Here is a 271-nt window from a genome sequence, read left to right as displayed (position 1 = left end):
GAAATCAAAGGCGCATTATTGGTAGCAATCGGTTCAGTTATTGTTGGGTCGTTAATGGTAATTATGCCAGCACTGGTACAGAAGTATACAGAGAAGGTCATGAATACTGATCAGCTTGCTATGGGCCATTTCTCGACATTCTCTTATATTATCGCTGGTTTTATTGGCTCTAAGTTTGGCGACAAATCAAGGTCAACAGAAGACTTGAATGTTCCTAAAAGTTTAATGTTTTTACGTGATACTCCCGTAGCTGTTGCGGTAACTATGTCAC

1 protein-coding gene is annotated in these 271 nt (G+C 39.9%); it reads left to right on the top strand.

The window, feature by feature from the left end:
• Positions 1 to 18: 18 nt before the first annotated feature.
• Positions 19 to 271: PTS transporter subunit IIC (locus tag ACS2QP_RS27750; RefSeq protein WP_438883063.1), on the top strand; the 253-nt coding region annotated here is incomplete at its 3' end.

Origin of the sequence: Bacillus cereus group sp. Bce019 (assembly GCF_051781745.1) — a bacterium.
In the GTDB taxonomy this organism is placed as follows: Bacteria; Bacillota; Bacilli; order Bacillales; family Bacillaceae_G; genus Bacillus_A; species Bacillus_A cereus.
This window is presented reverse-complemented; position numbering and strand designations above follow the sequence as displayed.